The organism is Cryobacterium sp. TmT2-59, assembly GCF_004403545.1.
Lineage (GTDB): Bacteria > Actinomycetota > Actinomycetes > Actinomycetales > Microbacteriaceae > Cryobacterium > Cryobacterium shii.
Window position 1 is genome coordinate 1 of record NZ_SOGM01000073.1, and the last position, 15,628, is coordinate 15,628.

A 15,628-nucleotide genomic window follows, 5' to 3' on the forward strand; every position below is an offset into this window, starting at 1 on the left:
CGACCTCCGGCGAAACCCCGCGCCTGGCGGACGCGCCCGCCGCATCGGAATCGGACCAACCAAACTCGTACGTACCGAGCCCCGCAAGTTCGGGGCGGTCAAGCAGGACGTCGGACATATCTACCTCTTCTCCCAACCACGACAACCCGGATATCAGTCCGGTCATTCCAGGGAAGGCCTCCGGCCGGAGGGCAGACACGGGAACGCGTTGTGTGAGCGGCTACGTTGCGTACCTAAGATGTTCACAGACGACGGTGTGTTGCGCCACGGTTATGTCAACTGCGGTGTCGCCGCCCAGGAAACACCTAATTCTACAGGCTAGCCATGGGATTAGTAGTGCGGTCCGGCGTTTTCACACATCGCGCACGAGACAGGAAGCTGAACCGGTGAAACGTATTGCGGAGTGGTTGCCCACCAGGATCGACAGGCGTGTCCGGGTGATCGCGTGGGTCTACCTGGCCGCCCAGATTCTCCTGGTCGGCACGGGCGGGCTCGTGCGCCTGACGAGTAGCGGCCTCGGTTGCCCGACCTGGCCGAAATGCACCGCGGATTCCCTGGTCAACACACCCGAAATGGGCATCCACGGGTTCATCGAGTTCGGCAACCGTCTGCTGGGCGTCGCCCTGGGCCTGATCGCGATCGCGGCGTTCCTGGCCGTGGTGCGGTTGCGCCGGGAGCGGCCCGACCTGTTCCGGCTCGCACTGCTGGCCGGGCTCGGCATCCCGGCCCAGGCCGTCATCGGTGGGATCAGCGTTCTCGTGCAGCTGAACCCTTACGTGGTCGGCCTCCACTTCGTGATCTCCGTCGCCCTGGTCGTGCTCTGCACCGTGTTCGTGCACCGGGTCTACACCGGTCGTGTGCAGCGCACCCTCGCCGTGCCGCGCTGGTACCGTGCCGTCGCGTGGGTCACGAGCGCCTTCGTGCTCCTCACCATCCTGGTCGGGATCCTCACCACCGGCTCCGGCCCGCACGCGGGCGACGTGGACGCCCCGCGCACCGGCCTTGACCCGGAGTTCCTCCAGCACATCCACAGCTGGCCGGCCTACCTGACCGTGGCCTTCACCCTGGTGTTGATGGTCACCGGAGTGTCTCGCGGCCTGCAGACGCGAGGCTGGGCGATGCTGCTGCTGCTCGTCGAGGCCGTGCAGGTCGGGGTCGGCCTGATCCAGGCCAACACGGGACTGCCGGCCGGCCTGGTCGGCATCCATATGGTGCTGTCCTGCATCCTCGCGGCCGTGATGACCGCGCTCCTGTTGAATCTGAGCGCCCCCATCGACACCCGCACGGTCTCCCCCGGATCATCACCGGCCGACCTCGTCGCCAAACGGTAGTGCGCCGGAGGATTATGGGGCGCCCCATACTCCGGCCCAACCGCGGGTTGCCTATACTGGGGATGCTCGCCAATCACGGTGCATGCAGGCATGATCCACCGGAAATGGTCTCTGCTGCGAAACCATGATGACGCTGATGTCCACGGGCGCGCACACCAGCGGGTGCGGGTTCTCGACAACCTGCCCCCTTTGTATCCAGAAGGGTCAATACCAAGTGGCAGCATTGCAGTGGGATTCGATTGACAACAAGGCGGTCGACACCGCACGCCTGCTCGCGGCCGACGCCGTGGAGAAGGTCGGGAACGGGCATCCCGGCACGGCCATGAGCCTTGCCCCGGCCGCCTACCTCCTGTTCCAGAAGGTCATGCGCCGCGACCCGTCCGACAACGACTGGCTGGGCCGCGACCGGTTCGTCCTTTCCGTCGGTCACAGTTCCCTCACGCAGTACGTGCAGTTGTACCTGGGCGGCTATGGGCTCGAGCTCGACGATCTGAAGGCTCTGCGCACCTGGGGCTCCAAAACCCCCGGCCACCCGGAATACGGCCACACGGACGGGGTCGAGATCACGACCGGTCCCCTCGGACAGGGCCTCGCCTCCGCTGTCGGCTTCGCCTACGCGTCCCGCTTCGAACGCGGACTGTTCGACCCGGAGGCCGCCGCCGGCACGAGCCCCTTCGACCACTTCGTGTACGTGATCGCCGGCGACGGCGACCTGCAGGAAGGCATCACGAGCGAGGCTTCGTCCCTCGCCGGCCACCAGCAGCTCGGCAACCTGATCGCGATCTACGACAGCAACCAGATCTCGATCGAGGACGACACCAACATCGCGTTCACCGAGGATGTGGCCGCGCGTTATGACGCGTACCACTGGCACGTGCAGACGGTCGATTGGAAGAAGACGGGTGCCTACGTCGAAGACGTCGCCGCCCTCAACGACGCAATCGAGGCGGCCAAGGCCGTCACCGACAAGCCGTCCCTGATCATCCTGAAGACCATCATCGGCTGGCCCAGCCCGAAGAAGCAGAACACCGGAAAGATCCACGGTTCTGCTCTCGGCGCCGACGAGCTGGCCGCCGTCAAGACCGTGCTCGGTTTCGACCCGGCGCTGAACTTCGAGGTGTCCGACGAGGTCATCTCCCACACCCGCCAGGCGGTGGCGCGCGGCGCCGCGGTCCACGCGGAGTGGACCACCGCGTTCGACGCCTGGGCTGCCGCCAACCCGGAGCGGAAGGCGCTGCTCGACCGGGTTCTCGCCGGCGACCTGCCCGAGGGCGTCGACGCGGCGCTGCCCGTGTTCGAGGCCGACATCGAGGTCTCGACCCGTGCCGCTTCCGGCAAGGTGCTCACCGCCCTCGGCACCGTCATCCCCGAGCTCTGGGGCGGCTCCGCCGACCTCGCCGAATCGAACAACACGACCATCGGGGGCGCGGCGTCGTTCATTCCGAGCGAGCACTCCACCGGCGAGTGGACGGGCAACTCCTATGGCCGGGTGCTGCACTTCGGCATCCGCGAGCATGCCATGGCGGCCATCCTGAACGGCATCGTGCTGCACGGGAACACCCGCCCGTTCGGCGGAACGTTCCTGATTTTCAGCGACTACATGCGACCGGCCATCCGCCTGGCCGCCCTGATGAAGTCTCCCTCGATCTTCGTCTGGACCCATGACTCCGTCGCACTCGGCGAGGACGGCCCCACACACCAGCCGATCGAGCAGCTGGCGACCCTGCGCGCCATCCCGGGACTCGACGTTGTGCGACCCGGCGACGCCAACGAGGTTTCCTGGGCCTGGAAGACCATCCTCGAACGGCGCCAGGGACCGGCCGGGATCGTGCTGACCCGCCAGAACATTCCCGTGGTCCCGCGTGGCGACGGCGATGCCCACGGTGAGGTTTTCGCATCCGCGCGGAACGTCGCCCGGGGCGCCTACATCCTCGCCGAAGCGCCGGGAGGCACCCCCGACGTGATCCTGATCGGCACGGGTTCGGAGGTGCAGCTCGCCCTGGCCGCCCGTGAGCAACTGCGGGTCGACGGCATCCACGCCCGTGTCGTGTCTGCTCCCAGCCTCGAGTGGTTCCAGGAGCAGCCCGCGGAGTACCGCGAAAGCGTGCTCCCCCGTGAGATCACGGCCCGGGTGTCGGTCGAGGCCGGCATCGCCCTGACCTGGACAAGCTACGTCGGCGACCGCGGCCGCAGCGTCTCGATCGAGCACTTCGGCGCCTCGGCCGACTACAAGACCCTGTTCCGCGAATTCGGAATCACCACCGAGGCCGTCGTCGCCGCAGCCAAGGAATCCCTCGCCGCCCACTGACTCAACGGTCGGCGGCACCACATTCGGAACAACCTGCACATTTTTTAGGAGATTAGAGACATGACAGAGAACACTCCCCTCGCCGAACTTTCCCTCGCCGGCGTCAGCATCTGGCTGGACGACCTGTCCCGCGAACGGATCGTTTCCGGCGGGCTGCAGAACCTGATCGACACGAAAAACGTCGTCGGCGTCACCACCAACCCGACGATCTTCGCGGGCGCCCTCAGTAAGGGTGAGGCGTACGCCGAGCAGGTGGCCGCCCTCGCGGCCGCCGGCACCAGTGTGCACGATGCCGTGTTCGAGATCACGACGGATGACGTCACCGCGGCCAGCGACATCTTCCGCCCGGTCTACGATCGCACCAACGGCGTCGACGGACGCGTCTCGATCGAGGTCGAGCCTGGCCTCGCCCACGACGCGGCCGGCACCATCGCGCAGGCCCAGGAACTGTGGGCGAAGGTCAACCGTCCCAACGCCATGATCAAGATCCCGGCCACCGTTGAAGGGCTAGACGCCATCACCGCGACGATCGCGCTCGGCATCAGCGTCAACGTCACCCTGATCTTCAGCCTCGAGCGGCACCGCCAGGTCATCAACGCGTACCTCTCCGGCCTGGAGAAGGCCAAGGCCGCCGGCATCGACCTGTCCACGATCCACTCCGTGGCATCGTTCTTCGTGTCGCGGGTGGACACGGAGATCAACGCACGCCTCGAGGCCATCGGCACCGACTCGGCCCTCGCGCTGAAGAGCAAGGCCGGCGTCGCGAACGCCCAACTCGCGTATCAGGTCTTCGAAGAAGCATTCTCGACCGAGCGTGCCCTCGGCCTGCTGAGCGCGGGCGCCAACAAGCAGCGCCCGCTGTGGGCCTCCACCGGCGTCAAGGACCCCACGCTTCCCGCCACCCTCTACGTGACCAACCTGGTTGCCCCCGAGGTCGTCAACACCATGCCGGAGAAGACCCTCGCGGCGACCCTCGACCACGGAATCATCCCCGCGAACTCGGTCACCGGCGCGTACGACGAGGCCAACCTCGTCCTCGACGCCCTCGCCAACGAAGGCATCTCCTACGCCGACGTCACCCAGGTGCTCGAGACCGAGGGCGTCTCCAAGTTCGTGGTGTCCTGGAACGAGCTGCTGGACACCGTGACCCAGGCGCTGGATGCCGCCAAGACCGCCACCCGAAACGGTGCCGACCGGTGAGCTTCCGCATCTCCGTCAGTGGCGCCGCGGCCGACGCCGTGCGCGCCACCGTCCCCACCCTCGTCGCCGACCTCGTCGCCTCCGGCATCACCGCGCTGGACCCCGCCCTGTGGGGCCCCGACGCGGAAGCCGAAGCCGCCAAACGGCTCGGCTGGACCGAGTCCGTCGCCGATTCCCGCCCGCTGATCCCCGAGATTCTGGCCCTGCGCGATTCGCTGCGCGCCGCCGGAGTCACCCGCATCGCCCTCGCCGGCATGGGCGGGTCTTCCCTCGCCCCCGAGGTCATCACGCGCACCGCCGGGGTTCCCTTGACGGTCCTGGACTCCACGGACCCCGGCCAGGTGCTCGCCGCCCTCGGCGATCACCTCGCCGAGACCGCTCTGGTCGTCTCGTCCAAGTCCGGTTCGACGGCGGAAACCGACAGCCAGCGCCGCGTGTTCGAGCGGGCCTTCCGTGAGGCCGGGATCGACCCGGTCGACCGGATCATCGTGGTGACCGACCCGGGCTCCCCGCTCGACGCGGATGCCCGCTCGGTCGGCTACCGGGTGTTCAACGCCGACCCCACCGTCGGCGGGCGCTTTTCCGTACTGACGGCATTCGGACTCGTTCCGTCCGGACTCGCCGGCGTGGACATCGCGGAGCTCCTCGATGAAGCCGAGTCCATCTCGCTCTCGCTCGCCATCGACAGCCCGAAAAACCCCGGACTCATCCTCGGCGCGGCCATCGCGGCGACGAACCCGCGCAAGGACAAGCTCGCCCTCGTGGCCGACGGCACCCACATCGTCGGGTTCCCGGACTGGGCCGAACAGCTCATCGCCGAGTCGACCGGCAAGCAGGGCACCGGAATCCTCCCCGTCGTCCTCGACCCCACCGCACCCGAACTGACCGAGAACCTGCCCGACGTGCAGATCCTGCGCCTCGTCGACGACGCCGGCCTTCACCTGTTCGCCGACCACGACGGTCGGGGCGAGATCCGCGTCAGCGGCACCCTCGGCGCCCAGTTCCTGGTCTGGGAGTACGCGACCGTCGTCGCGGGCCGTCTGCTCGGCATCAACCCGTTCGATCAGCCGGATGTCGAGGCCGCCAAGATCGCGACCCGTGGACTTCTCGACTCCCGCCCCGAGCCCGCCCCGGCCGCTTTCATCTCGGACGGCATCGAGATCCGGGGCACAGCCCACGTCATCGGCGCCGCGAGCGACCTCGCGTCTGCCATCGATGCCCTGATCGAGGAGCTCGGCCCGGACGGGTTCATCTCCGTGCAGGCCTACGTGAACCGGCTGGAACTGCCGCAGCTCGCGCAGATCCGCAGCCTCCTGGCCGCGCTCTCGAAGCGTCCGGTGACATTCGGCTGGGGGCCCCGGTTCCTGCACTCCACCGGTCAGCTGCACAAGGGCGGCCAGACCACCGGCGTCTTCCTGCAGATCCTGACGACCCCCGAGGTGGACCTGGACATCCCGGAGCGCCCGTTCACCTTCGGCGAGCTCATCCAGGCCCAGGCCAGCGGCGACGCCAGCGTTCTTGCCGCACACGGCCGCCCGGTCCTGACGCTGACGCTGACCCAGCCGCAGAAGAACATCACAACCCTGTTCGACGCCCTGCGCTGACGATCCGGCGCCGACCCTTCCGGGGCCGGCGCCGTCATCGTTTCCGCCGGACGGACTCAGCGCCGCACCGCCTCACCGCCTCACCGCCCCATCCTGAAGGAGCCGCATGCCCCCGGTGGAAATCACCCCGGAGTTCAATCCGCTGCGATCGCCGTCCGACCACCGTCTGAACCGGATTGCCGGGCCCAGCAGCCTCGTCATTTTCGGCGTCACCGGTGATCTGTCGCGGAAGAAACTCATGCCGGCGGTGTACGACCTGGCCAACCGAGGTCTCCTGCCTCCCGGCTTCGCTCTCGTCGGCTTCGCCCGGCGAGACTGGGACAACGAGGACTTCATGAAGGTGGTGCACGACTCCGTCAAGCAGTACGCGCGCACCGATTTCCACGAGGACGTCTGGGCACAGCTGGCCGAGGGAATCCGTTTCGTCCCCGGTTCCTTCGACGACGATGCCTCCTTCGAACTGCTGAAGGAGACCATCGCAGAACTGGACCGGGAGCGGGGCACGATGGGCAACCATGCGTTCTACCTCTCGATTCCGCCGAAGGCCTTTCCCCTCGTCACCGAGCAGCTCAGGCGGTCCGGGCTCGCCGAACAGAAGGACGGGCAGTGGCGCAGAGTCGTCATCGAGAAGCCGTTCGGCAGTGACCTGCAGACGGCGCGAAAGCTGAACGACGTCGTCGAGTCGGTCTTCTCCCCCGACTCCGTGTTTCGGATCGACCACTACCTGGGCAAGGAGACGGTGCAGAACATCCTTGCGCTGCGTTTCGCCAATCAGCTCTACGAGCCGATTTGGAACGCCAACTACGTCGACCACGTGCAGATCACCATGGCGGAGGACATCGGCGTGGGCGGCCGCGCCGGCTACTACGACGGCATCGGCGCCGCCCGAGACGTCATCCAGAACCACTTGCTCCAGCTCCTGGCCCTGACCGCGATGGAAGAGCCCATTTCGTTCGACGCGACGGACCTGCGCGCCGAGAAGGAAAAGGTACTGGCCTCCGTGCGGCTCCCGGACGACCTGGCCACCGGCACGGCTCGCGGCCAGTACGCGGGCGGGTGGCAGGGCGGCGAGAAGGTTCCCGGCTTCCTCGACGAGGATGGGATGGACCCCGAGTCCCTCACCGAGACGTATGCTGCGATCCGCTTGAGCATCGACACGCGTCGCTGGTCAGGGGTCCCCTTCTACCTGCGCGCGGGAAAGCGCCTCGGCCGCAGGGTCACCGAGATTGCCGTTGTCTTCAAACGCGCCCCCCAGCATCTCTTCGCCAAGGCCAACACGACTCCCCTCGGCGAGAACGCGCTGGTCATCCGGGTGCAGCCCGATGAGGGCGTCACCATCCGTTTCGGCTCCAAGGTGCCCGGCGTCGGCATGCAGGTGCGGGATGTGACCATGGACTTCGGCTATGGGCACGCCTTCACCGAGGCCAGCCCGGAAGCTTACGAACGTCTGATCCTGGATGTGCTCCTCGGCGATCCGCCCCTGTTCCCCCGGCACGAGGAGGTCGAACTGTCCTGGAAGATCCTCGACCCGATCGAGGAATTCTGGGCGACGCAGGGACAACCCGAGCAGTACCGGCCGGGAACCTGGGGTCCGTCCACCGCCGATGAACTTCTGGCCCGCGACGGCCGACACTGGAGACGCCCATGATCGTCGATCTGCCCAACACGACCACGTCCAAGATCTCAAAAGCCCTGGTCAGGATCCGCGAGGAGGGCGGCGCCGTCGCCCTCGGCCGCGTGTTGACGCTGATCATCGCGTCGACGATGGGTCACGAGGAAGAGGCGATCGAGGCGGCGAACGATGCCTCGAGGGAACACCCGATGCGGGTCATCGTGATGTCCACGCCCGAGTCCGACCCGACCGACCCGCACGCCTCCGCCCGGATCGATGCCGAAATCCGGGTCGGCGGTGACGCCGGGGCGAGCGAGGTGATCGTGCTTCGTGCCTACGGCGACGCCGCCAGCGACCAGGAAAGCCTGGTCACGGGGTTGCTCCTACCGGACGCCCCGGTCGTGGCCTGGTGGCCCGGTGTGGCCCCGGTCGTGCCCGCCGAGTCCCCGCTTGGGCGGATCGCCTACCGGCGCATCACGGACGCCTCCGCCCAGCCGGACCCGCAGGCGGCCCTGCACCACCTGTGCGCCTCGTACCGTCCCGGCGACACGGACTTCGCCTGGACCCGGTTGACCCTCTGGCGCGCCCAGCTCGCCGCCGTGCTCGACCAGCCCCCGTATCTGCCGGTCACGGCGGTGCGGGTGTCAGGCGCCGCCGACTCGCCGTCGACGACCCTGCTCGCCGCCTGGCTGTCGATGCAGCTCCAGGTCCCGGTGGACTACGAATTCACGACGGGACCGATGTCCCACGGCATCCGCTGCGTGCACCTGACGCGCTCGGCCGGCGTCATCTCCCTCGAACGCGAGGTCCCCGACATCGCGACGCTCACCCAGCCGGGTCAACCGGTTCAGGACCTCACCCTCAAACGTCGAAGCCTGCGGGACTGTCTCAGCGATGAGCTGCGCCGCCTGGATCCAGACGAACTGTATGGTGAAGTCATCACGCGCGGCCTACCGCACCTTGACGATGTGGTCGCAGAATTAACCGGAGGACGATCGTGACCAACGAACGACGAGTACTGGTGCACCCTAACCGGGCTGCCCTGGCGGCTTCGGTCGCCGCTAGATTCATCACCACCGCGGTTGACCTCCTGCACGAGCAGGGCGACCTCAACGTGGTCCTCACCGGGGGGTCCGTGGCCGTCGAAGTGCTGGAGGCCGTCAACGCCTCCGCGGCCCGCGACACCATCGACTGGGAGCAGGTGGCATTCTGGTGGGGCGACGAACGCTGGGTGCCCAAAAACCACCCCGAACGTAACGAGCTCCAGGCCCGCACGGCTCTGCTGGACCACATCGAGATTCCTGCTGGGAACATCCACCCCTTCGCCGCGTCGGACGAGGGACTCGACCTGGACGAGGCCGCCGCCAGCTACGCCGCCGAGCTGGAGTCCCACTCGATCGAAGGAACGGCCCTGCCGCGCTTCGACGTCACGTTCCTCGGTGTGGGCCCCGACGGCCACGTCGCGTCCCTGTTCCCGCATCAGGCCGGAATCCGGGAAAACGCCGCCAGCGTGATCGCGGTGCGCTCCTCGCCGAAACCCCCGGCGGAGCGCCTCAGCCTCACCCGACCGGCCCTCAACTCGTCGCGGTGCATCTGGATGGTCCTGGCCGGCCCGGACAAGGCCTCGGCCCTGGGCCTCGCCCTCGCGGGAGCCAGCCGGGATGAGGTCCCCGTGGCCGGGATCAAAGGTCGCCGGTACACGAACTTCTTCGTCGACCGTGAGGCCGCCGCGGAGGTTCCCGAGAACCTCACCGCGTCCTCCTTCTGACCGGGTCACGCCGAACAGGCACGAAAAAGGCCCCGACATCGTCGGGACCTTTTCTGGTTCGTGGTGACGTCAGGTCAGTTCGTGGCCGTCAGCTTTCCTCGGCGAACGCGAAGCTGCTGGAGTGCCTCCTCGAGCAGGGATTCCGCTTCCTCCTCCGTGCGCCGTTCCTTGACGTACGCGAGGTGGGTCTTATACGGCTCGAGCTTGACGACCGAGGGCGGGTTTTCCTTGTCGCGTCCGGCCGGCAGGCCGGAGGACGGGCAGTCGATGGTTTCGGGGATCTCGTCGTCGGGCAGATTGGCCGCGAAGTAGCGAACGGTCTCGTTGCCGAGGGCGTCCCAGTAGGACACCTTGATGCGGTCCGCGTGGAAACCGCGGTCCTGCTCGCCCATGGGGCCAGCTCCTACACGGGAGCCACGGATTGCGCTGCCACCAGATGCCATGTTGTTCCTCCGCTTGAAAAGGGCCTGAAGCCGATCGGCCGAATGAGCTGGTACTCGTCAAAACTGTGGAGCGGGCGTTACAGTCCCGCGTCGAATTTGGTGATCAACCCGAGGATCACGATGCAGGTTATCCAGAGCAGGGCGAGGATGACCGTGATGCGGTTGAGGTTGCGCTCCGCCACGCCTGAAGCCCCGAGGTTCGAGGTGACACCACCGCCGAACATGTCGGACAAGCCTCCACCGCGCCCCTTGTGCAGCAAAATGAGCATGGTGAGCAGCAGGCTCGTAATTCCGAGCAATACCTGCAGTACAACCTGGAGAATCTCCACGCGAAACCTTTCACAGTGCGGTGGCAGCAAAAGCCCCACCAAGATCAGTCATAATCATAGCCTGCATCACGAACCAACCCGCCGACCCCCGGAACGGGGGCCGACGGGTTGGTTCATTACCAGCGTCGGGGATGAACCCCTACAGGCCGACGTGCTTCTGGAACCGGACGATGCTCGAGAACTCGTCGATGTCCAGGCTGGCGCCGCCGACGAGCGCGCCGTCAACGTTGGGCTCGCGCATGTAACCCGCGATGTTGACGCCCTTCACCGAACCGCCATACAGGATGCGCGTCTTGTCGGCCACATCCTGACCGAGCGTTTCCTTGAGCACGAGACGCAACTGTGCCGCCACCTGCTCGGCCTGTTCAGGCGTTGCCGCCTGGCCGGAGCCGATCGCCCAAACGGGCTCGTAGGCGACGACGAAGTCGGCCGCGTCAGTGACACCGGACAGGGCCGCACGCAGCTGGGCAACCGGCACCGCACTCGGGCCGTGCAGTTCCAGGTCCGCGGCGGTCTCACCGACGCAGATGATTGGTACCAAATTGTGCTTGAGCGCTGCCGAAACCTTGGCCGCGACCTGCTCGTCGGTCTCCGCGTGCAGCGTGCGCCGCTCGGAGTGCCCGATGAGCACGTACTTGCACTCAAGCTGGGCCAGGAACGCACCGGAGATCTCGCCGGTGTACGCGCCTGAATCGTGTGCCGACAGGTCCTGGGCGCCGAAGGCGATCGGGAGCTTGTCGGCGGACACCAGCGTCTGCACCGAGCGGAGGTCGGTGAACGGCGGGAAAACCGCCACCTCGACCGCTGCGACATCGTGCTTGGCGTCCTTCAGGTTCCAGGCGAGCTTTTGCACGAAGGCGATGGCCTGGAGGTGGTCCAGGTTCATCTTCCAGTTGCCTGCAATCAGCGGAGTACGCCGTGGGTGTTCGTTTACTGCCATCCGAGGACCTCCAGTCCTGGCAGGCGCTTACCCTCGAGGAACTCGAGGCTCGCGCCGCCGCCGGTAGAAATGTGACCGAACTGGTCATCGGTGAAGCCGAGGGTGCGCACCGCGGCGGCAGAGTCTCCGCCACCGACAACGCTCAAACCGTCGACCTCGGTCAGCGCGGCGGCAACCGTGCGGGTGCCCTCCGCGAACGGGGCCAGCTCGAACACGCCCATCGGGCCGTTCCAGAAGACCGTCTTGGACGCCCGGATGATGTCAGCGAATGCCGCTGCCGTCTCCGGCCCGATGTCCAGGCCGAGACCTGAGGCTCCGAAGGTGGTGTCTTCGATGCCGCTGGCCGGGGTGACTGCGATTTCCGCGTCGGCCCCGAACTTCGAGGCGACGACGACGTCCGTCGGGACCACGATCTTCACGCCCAGGCGCTCAGCCTCCTGAAGGTAACCGCGAACGGTTTCGATCTGGTCGGCTTCGAGCAGGCTTGCGCCGACCTTGTGACCCTGGGCTGCGAGGAAGGTGTAGGCCATGCCGCCGCCGATGAGCAGCGAATTGACGCGGGGCAGCAGGTGCCCGATGACGCCCAGCTTGTCCGAGACCTTCGAGCCGCCCAGGACCACCGCGTACGGAGCCTCGGGCTTCTCGGTGAGGCGGTCGAGGACTTCGAGCTCCGCGGCGATCAGGAGGCCGGCCGCGCTGGGAAGAATCCCCGCGAGGTCGAACACGCTGGCCTGCTTGCGGTGCACGACGCCGAAGCCGTCGGACACGAGCACATCGCCCAGAGCGGAAAGCTCCGTGGCGAACGCGCCGCGCTCGGCGTCATCCTTCGCGGTCTCCCCCGCGTTGAAGCGGAGGTTCTCGAGAACGACGACCTCCCCGTCGGCGAGGGCGGCCACGGCGGCCTGAGCCGAAGCACCGACCGTGTCCGTGGCGAAGGCCACGTCCGCGCCCAGCAGTTCGGCGAGTCGGACCGCCACCGGGGCCAGGCTGTACCTGGCTTCCGGGGCGCCCTTGGGGCGTCCGAGGTGCGAAACGATCACAACTCGGGCACCCTGCTCACGCAGAGCCTTGATCGTCGGCAGGGACGCCCGCACGCGGCCATCATCCGTGATCTCGCCGTCTTTCAACGGCACGTTGAGGTCACAACGGACGATGACGCGCTTTCCGCTCAGCTGTCCCAGTGATTCGATAGTACGCAGCGTCACTGCGGACCCCGTTAGAGGCTCTTGGCGACGAGCGCGGTGAGGTCAACCATGCGGTTGGAGTAGCCCCACTCGTTGTCGTACCAGGAGGACAGCTTGACCTGGTCGCCGATGACGCGCAGCAGGCCGGCATCGAAGATGGAGGAGTGCGGGTCGGTGACGATGTCGCTGGAGACGATTTCATCTTCCGTGTACATCAGGATTCCCTTGAGGGGGCCCTCGGCGGCAGCCTTGTACGCAGCCTTGATGGCCTCGACCGTGACCGGACGCTCAGCAATGACGGTGAGGTCGGTGATGGAACCGGTGGGAACCGGAACGCGTAAAGCGAAGCCGTCAAGCTTGCCCTTGAGCTCGGGGAGGACGATGCCCAGGGCCTTGGCGGCACCGGTCGACGTCGGGATGATGTTCACGGCTGCGGCACGGGCGCGACGCAGGTCGGAGTGCGGGCCGTCCTGCAGGTTCTGGTCGGCGGTGTACGCGTGGATGGTCGTCATCAGGCCGGACTTGATGCCGAAGTTGTCGTTGAAGACCTTGGCGAGCGGCGCGAGGCAGTTCGTGGTGCACGACGCGTTGGAGATGATGTCGAACTTGGCCGGGTCGTAGTCCTGCTCGTTGACGCCCATGACGATCGTGGCCGCGTCGCCTGTGGCGGGAGCGGAGACGATGACCTTCTTGGCGCCGGCGGTGATGTGCTTGCGCGCGTCCTCGGCCTTGGTGAAGCGACCGGTCGACTCGATCACGATGTCGACGCCCAGGGCGCCCCAGGGAAGGTTGGCCGGGTCGCGCTCGGCGAGGACCTTAATCGGCTTGCCGTCGACGATGATCGAGTCACCCTCAACGGAAACGGTGGCGTTCAGGCGACCGGTGATGGAGTCATATTTAAGGAGGTGAGCCAGCGTCTTCGTGTCGGTGAGGTCGTTCACAGCGACGATCTCGATGTCACTGCCCTGGGCGAGGGCAGCGCGAAGATAATTGCGGCCAATGCGGCCGAATCCGTTAATACCAATCTTTACAGACACAGATGACTCCTAATATTTGTGCGCCGGAGCGCGTTTTGATGGTTGAAACGGGACGGGCTGCGGGCCCCCGGAGGGGCCCGGCTCCTCTAGGAGAGGAGCAGCAGTCCGTTGGTCTTTTCGCGTGCCACGGAGAAGCGCTCCTGGACGTTCGCCCAGTTGACGATGTTCCAGAAGGCCTTCACGTAATCGGCACGAACGTTGCGGTAATCGAGGTAGTACGCGTGCTCCCAGACGTCCAGCATCAGCACCGGGATGGTGCCGGCGGCGAAGTTCGCCTGCTGGTCGAAGAACTGCTGGATGATCAGTCGCTGGCCGATGGAGTCCCAGGCGAGCACCGCCCAGCCGGAGCCCTGCACACCGAGCGCCACCGCGGCGAAGTGCGCGCGGAACTTGTCGAACGAGCCGAAGTTGTCGTCGATGGCGCCGGCCAGCTCGCCAGTGGGCTTGTCGCCACCGTCCGGGGAGAGGTTCGTCCAGAAGATCGAGTGGTTGACGTGACCGCCGAGGTTGAACGCAAGGTCCTTCTCGAGCTTGTTCACGTAGGTGAGGTCGCCGGCGTCGCGGGCCTCGGCCAGCTGTGCAAGGGCCGTGTTAGCCCCGGTCACGTACGCCTGGTGGTGCTTGCCGTGGTGCAGTTCCATGATGGTGCCGCTGATGCTCGGCGCGAGGGCCGAGTAGTCGTAGGCCAAAGCCGGAAGTGTGTATTCAGCCAATGTGCATCTCCTCTGTAGTGGACGACGCGAAATGCGCCGCTACCAGTTCGTGAGCAACTATTTCAGTCTACTCAGGATGGGGTGGACCTGTGACGGGGATGTGGGAAAGCTGGACGCCGCTAGACGTCGTCGAGGTCGGCGGGCAGGTTGGCGTCGGTGCCGGGGATCCCCTGGTCTGCGGCTTTCTTGTCGGCCATGGCCAGCAGCCGGCGGATGCGGCCAGCGACGGCATCCTTCGTCATCGGCGGGTCCGCGTGGTGACCGAGCTCGTCGAGGCTGGAGTCCCGGAAGGAGAGGCGCAGGTCGCCCGCGTAGCGCAGGTGTTCCGGAATGTCCTCGCCGAGGATCTCCATGGCCCGCTGCACCCGGGCGCACGCAGCAACGGCGGCCTGGGCGGAGCGCCGCAGGTTGGCGTCATCGAAGTTGACCAGGCGGTTGGCGGTCGCTCGCACCTCGCGGCGCTGGCGGAGGGCCTCCCAGTTGAGCACCGTCTCCTGCGCGCCCATGTGCACGAGCATCGCGCCGATCGCGTCGCCGTCACGGATCACGACGCGGTGCACGCCGCGCACCTCGCGGGCCTTCGCGGCCACGCCGAGGCGTCCGGCGGCGCCCACCAGCGCCATGGCGGACTCGTTCCCCGGGCAGGTGACCTCCAGCGCTGCGGAGCGCCCCGGATCGGTGAGCGACCCGTTGGCCAGGAAGGCGCCGCGCCAGACGGCGGCGATTTCCTCCCGGGACCCGGTGGTGAGGCGGTTCGGCAACCCGCGGATGGGGCGTCGCCTGGCATCGAGCAGACCCGTCTGCCGCGCGAGGGTCTCGCCTCCCTCGAGCACGCGAACGAGGAAGTGGCTATTGCGGCGCAGGCCGGAGGCGTCGATCACGGAAACGTCGCTGCGCACGCCGTACAGTTCGGCCAGGTCCTTCCGCACCCGGCGGGCCAGCAGTGCGGTGTCGAGCTCGGATTCGATCGCGATCCGGCTGGAGATCATGTGCAGGCCCCCGGAAAACCGGAGGATCGTCGCCAATTCCGCGGCGCGCACCGTGGTCTTTGAAACTTCAACGCGAGCAAGCTCGTCTTTAACGTCGGCGGTGAGTGCCAATCGCTTGTCCATTCTGTCGTCCTGGCCCAGGGTTCTGGACGTTGTGTTCGTACTGGCCG

Annotated in this window: 14 protein-coding genes; 7 read left to right on the forward strand and 7 right to left on the reverse strand. The window is 66.8% G+C overall.

Translation table 11 applies throughout. The annotated features are described in order from the left end of the window. Positions 1-386 precede the first annotated feature (386 nt). The 7 genes from E3T24_RS11315 to pgl all read left to right on the forward strand — a co-directional run bounded on the left by E3T24_RS11315 (position 387) and on the right by pgl (position 9,823). Positions 387-1,331: a COX15/CtaA family protein gene (locus tag E3T24_RS11315; RefSeq protein WP_134366625.1), complete on the forward strand. Its 945-nt coding sequence runs from the start codon at positions 387-389 to the stop codon at positions 1,329-1,331. A 214-nt stretch (positions 1,332-1,545) separates the two neighbouring features. Next, positions 1,546-3,639, forward strand: a complete 2,094-nt coding sequence (gene tkt / locus E3T24_RS11320) for a transketolase (RefSeq protein ID WP_134366626.1) — start codon at positions 1,546-1,548, stop codon at positions 3,637-3,639. A 60-nt stretch (positions 3,640-3,699) separates the two neighbouring features. Next, positions 3,700-4,839 (forward strand): transaldolase, encoded by a 1,140-nt coding sequence (gene tal / locus E3T24_RS11325; RefSeq protein ID WP_134366627.1) that lies wholly within the window; start codon positions 3,700-3,702, stop codon positions 4,837-4,839. Further along, positions 4,836-6,443 (forward strand): glucose-6-phosphate isomerase, encoded by a 1,608-nt coding sequence (locus E3T24_RS11330; protein WP_134366628.1) that lies wholly within the window; start codon positions 4,836-4,838, stop codon positions 6,441-6,443. The genes tal and E3T24_RS11330 overlap by 4 nt, the downstream gene beginning before the upstream one ends. Positions 6,444-6,549: 106 nt before the next feature. After that, entirely contained in the window at positions 6,550-8,091 is a 1,542-nt protein-coding gene (gene zwf, locus E3T24_RS11335; RefSeq protein WP_134366629.1) for a glucose-6-phosphate dehydrogenase, read from the forward strand. Then, the gene (locus E3T24_RS11340) at positions 8,088-9,056 is read left to right on the forward strand and encodes a glucose-6-phosphate dehydrogenase assembly protein OpcA (protein ID WP_134366630.1); all 969 of its coding nucleotides are present in this window, start codon (positions 8,088-8,090) and stop codon (positions 9,054-9,056) included. The genes zwf and E3T24_RS11340 overlap by 4 nt, the downstream gene beginning before the upstream one ends. Next, positions 9,053-9,823 (forward strand): 6-phosphogluconolactonase, encoded by a 771-nt coding sequence (gene pgl, locus E3T24_RS11345; RefSeq protein ID WP_134366631.1) that lies wholly within the window; start codon positions 9,053-9,055, stop codon positions 9,821-9,823. The genes E3T24_RS11340 and pgl overlap by 4 nt, the downstream gene beginning before the upstream one ends. Before the next feature lie 74 nt (positions 9,824-9,897). Here the strand turns inward: pgl and E3T24_RS11350 are convergent, their stop codons facing one another. The 7 genes from E3T24_RS11350 to whiA form a co-directional block, all read right to left on the reverse strand. Further along, positions 9,898-10,266 carry an RNA polymerase-binding protein RbpA gene (locus E3T24_RS11350; RefSeq protein WP_134366632.1) on the reverse strand — a complete coding sequence of 123 codons (369 nt, stop codon included), beginning with the start codon at positions 10,264-10,266 and terminating at the stop codon, positions 9,898-9,900. A gap of 77 nt (positions 10,267-10,343) precedes the next feature. After that, a complete protein-coding gene (secG, locus tag E3T24_RS11355; protein WP_134366633.1) occupies positions 10,344-10,595 on the reverse strand; it encodes a preprotein translocase subunit SecG in 252 nt (83 codons plus the stop codon). A 139-nt stretch (positions 10,596-10,734) separates the two neighbouring features. Then, entirely contained in the window at positions 10,735-11,535 is an 801-nt protein-coding gene (tpiA, locus tag E3T24_RS11360; RefSeq protein WP_134366634.1) for a triose-phosphate isomerase, read from the reverse strand. Further along, positions 11,526-12,740 carry a phosphoglycerate kinase gene (locus E3T24_RS11365; RefSeq protein WP_134366635.1) on the reverse strand — a complete coding sequence of 405 codons (1,215 nt, stop codon included), beginning with the start codon at positions 12,738-12,740 and terminating at the stop codon, positions 11,526-11,528. Before E3T24_RS11365 ends, tpiA begins: the two co-directional genes overlap by 10 nt. Before the next feature lie 11 nt (positions 12,741-12,751). Continuing rightward, on the reverse strand, positions 12,752-13,756 hold the full coding sequence (gene gap, locus E3T24_RS11370) for a type I glyceraldehyde-3-phosphate dehydrogenase (protein ID WP_134366636.1): 1,005 nt from the start codon (positions 13,754-13,756) through the stop codon (positions 12,752-12,754). Positions 13,757-13,842: 86 nt separating this feature from the next. Further along, a complete protein-coding gene (locus E3T24_RS11375; protein WP_134366637.1) occupies positions 13,843-14,469 on the reverse strand; it encodes a superoxide dismutase in 627 nt (208 codons plus the stop codon). Positions 14,470-14,588: 119 nt separating this feature from the next. Next, on the reverse strand, positions 14,589-15,569 hold the full coding sequence (gene whiA, locus E3T24_RS11380) for a DNA-binding protein WhiA (RefSeq protein WP_134366752.1): 981 nt from the start codon (positions 15,567-15,569) through the stop codon (positions 14,589-14,591). Between the last annotated feature and the right edge of the window lie 59 nt (positions 15,570-15,628).